Here is a 3516-nt window from a genome sequence, read left to right as displayed (position 1 = left end):
TCGTCAACACCGTCCACGATCTGACCAAGCGTGGGGTCGGGCTCAAGGTGCTCACAGGCCAGGGGGCCAACATCGACACCACCACCGCCAATGGCCGGCTGGTGTTTGGGATCTTCGCAGCGTTGGCGGAATTTGAGCGCGAGCTCATCATCGAGCGCACCAAGGCTGGGCTTGCCTCAGCGCGTGCCAGAGGCAGGAACGGAGGTCGCAAGCCGAAGATGACCGCTGCCAAACTCCGCCTCGCACAAGCTGCGATGGGTCAACCGGAGACCAAGGTCGCCGACCTCTGCGTTGAGCTCGGCATCACTCGCCAAACCCTCTATCGACACGTCGATCCCAAGGGTCGGTTTAGAGCCGACGCTCTCAAGATCCTTGGGCAAAAGACTATCTGATCAATGGTTTGCGGAGACGGGATATCGCGACGGTAGATAATTGGGCAGCCTTTCCTGACAAGAAAACGGCCGTTTACGCCTACAGTTTGGTGTGCACCCCAATTGGTCAGGAAAACGGTCGAATACCGGACACCTTTAAGTCATGCACTCTGCGCAGATATCGCCTCCGCGAGGCGTGCCGGTTAAGGGTGCAGCTTGGAATAACTGGGTTGGGTGGACTTCCGCCGGTCCGCTTTCGGACGGCAACGTACGTGAGCAGACGTTGCCTTCACACCCACTCACGACCCTTTGCCGAAGTTGGGAATGTCCGCTTGCTGCCTGCTTGGTGAGGCTGGACCTGACCTATCGACAGGGGGGCAAGGTGGGCGCTACGAAGCGCTGTCGCCAATGCCGGCAAGGCGCGCCTTGATCCAGGCCTGCGCCGCATCAAGGTCGGCAAAGATCGGCGGTCGATAATCATTGATGCGGCCGAAGCCTGCCTCCAGAAACCACTTGCCCCAGTCCTCGCCGTGCTGCTCGGACAGCTGTACCAGCACGGCCGCGAGAAGCCCGTCAACGAAGACGAGTTGGCTCTCCTGGTCGTCGCTCCCCGTGGCGACCTGCACCGGTTGTAGGCGGAAGTTCATGCCGCAGCACGCTCCCCCAAATGCAGGTAGTTGGCCTTGAACTCAGCCAATGTCCTGAGGCGGGGCAGGTCGAGGATTGTCATTCGACGCTGCCGAAGTTTGATCAGTCCTGTTCGGCGCAGCTCCTGCAGCGTGCGGTTGAGGTGCACGTTCGACAGGCCGGTGGTGTCGGCAAGGCCGGCCTGTGTGACCGGCATGTCGTAGCTGTCGCCATCGGTAAGGCTCACCGCCTGCATTCGGACCTGGAGCTCGCAGAACAGGTGTGCGACCCGCTCCAGAGCTGAGCGGCAGCCGACGTTCACCAGCCACTCACGCAGCGTCGCCTCGTCCACCAGCGTGCTCATCCGGAGCGCACGGGCGAGCTGAGGATGATGCTCCATCACCTCCGCGATCACCTTCGGCGGGATGCAGACCACCTTGCTAGCCGCCAGCGTGGTGATCGAGTGGTCCATCGTGTCCAGCAATGCCACGTCGAGGTCGCACAGGTCGCCAGGCACGAGGTAGGCCATGATCTGCCGGCCACCGTTCGCTCGCACCTTGTGGCGGCAGGCCATGCCTTCCAGGATCAGGAACACGCCCTTCGGCGCTTCACCCTCACGGACGAGATCGGTCTGCGGTGGGACGACCCGTGACGGGGCGCTGATCCGCTCCAGCAGCGCCTTGTCCGCCTCCGACAGGGACACGAAGCCCTCCAGCTTCTGCACGAGCGGATTGCCCCTGCCTTCCGCAGCTTGGGCTGGCTGTAACGATAGGGGCGCTTCGATGCTGATGGGGGCAGTCCGGGAGGGGGACAGCTCATCCAGCAGGGCCACCACATCCGAGGGCAAAGCCGGCTTGGTGAGCCAAGGCACACCGTGGAAGCCCACCGCGCGGGGCTCAGTTGACTGGAAACCCGAGTGGACCACAATCGGAACGCCCCGTTGGCGCAGCGCGTGACCCAGCGTGTTGCAGAAGCCGTCCCTGAGCTTGACGTCCAGGACTGCGAGCGTGGGGCTCTCCTTTTCCAGGGCAGCCACAGCCTCAGGGGTAGTCGCGATCGGCCCCAGCACGCGGTAACCCGCCTGTTCCAAAGCATCGCTCATGTCCGCGCCGACCATGGCGTCGGCCTCGGCAAGGAGCACGAGGGGCTGCTGATCGATCAGGTTCACGTCAACTCCAGGAGGAAGAACCACCTGTCACCTGAGAGGCGCAAGCTCTACGCCTAATTTTAAATCATGCAATGGATTGGTGGTAAACAACAGAAAATGCTCGGTACGCTACCGTTCATTGCGAATGTACGGTACCGCGCATATCACAAAATAGTGCATTGCAACCTAAACCCATTGCAAACACCGAGTTTTTACACCATCCTCTAGCGATCGTTTGCACGAGCTCCGAGCGCAGGCGGCTGGGAGACGGTGCGCTCTTGCTCCGAGATGGAGACAAGAGCCCATGGCTCACATCGAACAATCTGCCGTGCACAATCGCCTGCTGAGGGCCATGGCCGTCAACGACTTCGGCCGGCTCCAGCCGCATCTGGAACCTGTCGATTTGCAGGCCGGGCAGACCCTGACCAAGCCCAACGCCCGAACCGAGCACTTCCACTTCATGGAGACGGGCGTCGCCTCGATCACAGCCGACGGAGCGAATGGACGCGTAGAGGTTGGGATCATCGGCCGAGAGGGTCTGGTGGGCGCGACCCCCGTTCTCCTCGGCTCGGACCGGGCCCCATATGACCACTTCATTCAGGTGCCTGGTGCCGGCCTGCGCATCGACGCCGCGGTCGTGAGCACGGCGGTGGACGAGAGCCCCGCCCTGCGCAAACTGATGCTGCGCTACATTCTGACGGAGATGATCCAGACGCGGCAGACAGCCTTCGTCAACGGGAGCCAGGAGATCGAGGCACGCCTCGCCCGCTGGCTGTTGATGTGCCACGACCGCGTGGATGGCGACGAGCTTCTGCTCAAGCACGAGTTCCTGTCGATGATGCTGGGTGTCCGGCGGGCCGGTGTGAGCATGGCCATGCAGCAGCTCGAAGGCACTGGCTGCATCCGTGCCAGGCGCGGTCGCATCACTGTGCTGGACCGCAAGCTTCTGGAGGAGATGGCCGATGGCAGCTACGGAACGCCCGAGGCCGAGTATGCCCGGCTGATCGAGGGCGCATGAGATGCCCCGTTACTTCTTCCACCTTCGCTATGGTCAGGGACTTGACAAGCTTGCGATGGACCCGGAAGGGGACGAACTCGCCGATGACGAGGCGGCACGTCAGCTTGCGTTACAGTCCGCACGCGACCTGGTTGCTGGAGCACGCTCGTTTGCCGTGCGCGATTGGTTCGTTTGCTCCTTCGAGATCGAGGACGAGAAGGCCCGGCGCGTCATGACAGTGCCGTTCAGCGACATCGTTCCCGAAGAAGACGACGAGGATCAGGTGGGCTGACCTGAAAGATTTGCTTCTCGGAAAACGAGACAATCTTTTCTTAGGCAGCCATAAATAATAAACATTAAATAGACACTTAATC

Annotated in this window: 5 protein-coding genes; 3 read left to right on the top strand and 2 right to left on the bottom strand. The window is 61.7% G+C overall.

What is annotated here, in order from left to right; genetic code table 11:
- Nucleotides 1-392 (top strand): recombinase family protein (locus FV230_RS26110; RefSeq protein WP_187275625.1); only part of this gene is annotated, 392 nt, incomplete at its 5' end.
- Between the two features lie 368 nt (nt 393-760).
- Here FV230_RS26110 and FV230_RS26105 read toward each other — a convergent pair.
- Both FV230_RS26105 and FV230_RS26100 read right to left on the bottom strand, forming a co-directional pair.
- Nucleotides 761-1018: a hypothetical protein gene (locus tag FV230_RS26105; protein WP_147844451.1), complete on the bottom strand. Its 258-nt coding sequence runs from the start codon at nt 1016-1018 to the stop codon at nt 761-763.
- Nucleotides 1015-2166, bottom strand: a complete 1152-nt coding sequence (locus FV230_RS26100) for a helix-turn-helix domain-containing protein (protein ID WP_147844450.1) — start codon at nt 2164-2166, stop codon at nt 1015-1017. The genes FV230_RS26105 and FV230_RS26100 overlap by 4 nt, the downstream gene beginning before the upstream one ends.
- Before the next feature lie 283 nt (nt 2167-2449).
- Here FV230_RS26100 and FV230_RS26095 point away from each other — a divergent pair, with 283 nt between their 5' ends.
- Together FV230_RS26095 and FV230_RS26090 are read left to right on the top strand one after the other, a co-directional pair.
- Entirely contained in the window at nt 2450-3163 is a 714-nt protein-coding gene (locus FV230_RS26095) for a Crp/Fnr family transcriptional regulator (RefSeq protein WP_147844449.1), read from the top strand.
- A gap of 1 nt (nt 3164) precedes the next feature.
- Entirely contained in the window at nt 3165-3434 is a 270-nt protein-coding gene (locus FV230_RS26090; RefSeq protein WP_147725289.1) for a hypothetical protein, read from the top strand.
- The last annotated feature ends 82 nt before the right edge of the window (nt 3435-3516 follow it).

The sequence above is a fragment of the Methylobacterium sp. WL6 genome, from assembly GCF_008040095.1.
In the GTDB taxonomy this organism is placed as follows: Bacteria; Pseudomonadota; Alphaproteobacteria; order Rhizobiales; family Beijerinckiaceae; genus Methylobacterium.
Note: the sequence above shows the minus strand (reverse complement) of the source record. Positions and strands in the feature narration are given on the sequence as shown.

Excerpts from the sequence above, each read along its gene's own strand:
- FV230_RS26095 (WP_147844449.1), top strand. The coding sequence starts at position 2,450 with ATGGCTCACATCGAACAATCTGCCGTGCACAATCGCCTGCTGAGGGCC.
- FV230_RS26105 (WP_147844451.1), bottom strand. The coding sequence starts at position 1,018 with ATGAACTTCCGCCTACAACCGGTGCAGGTCGCCACGGGGAGCGACGAC.
- FV230_RS26090 (WP_147725289.1), top strand. The coding sequence starts at position 3,165 with ATGCCCCGTTACTTCTTCCACCTTCGCTATGGTCAGGGACTTGACAAG.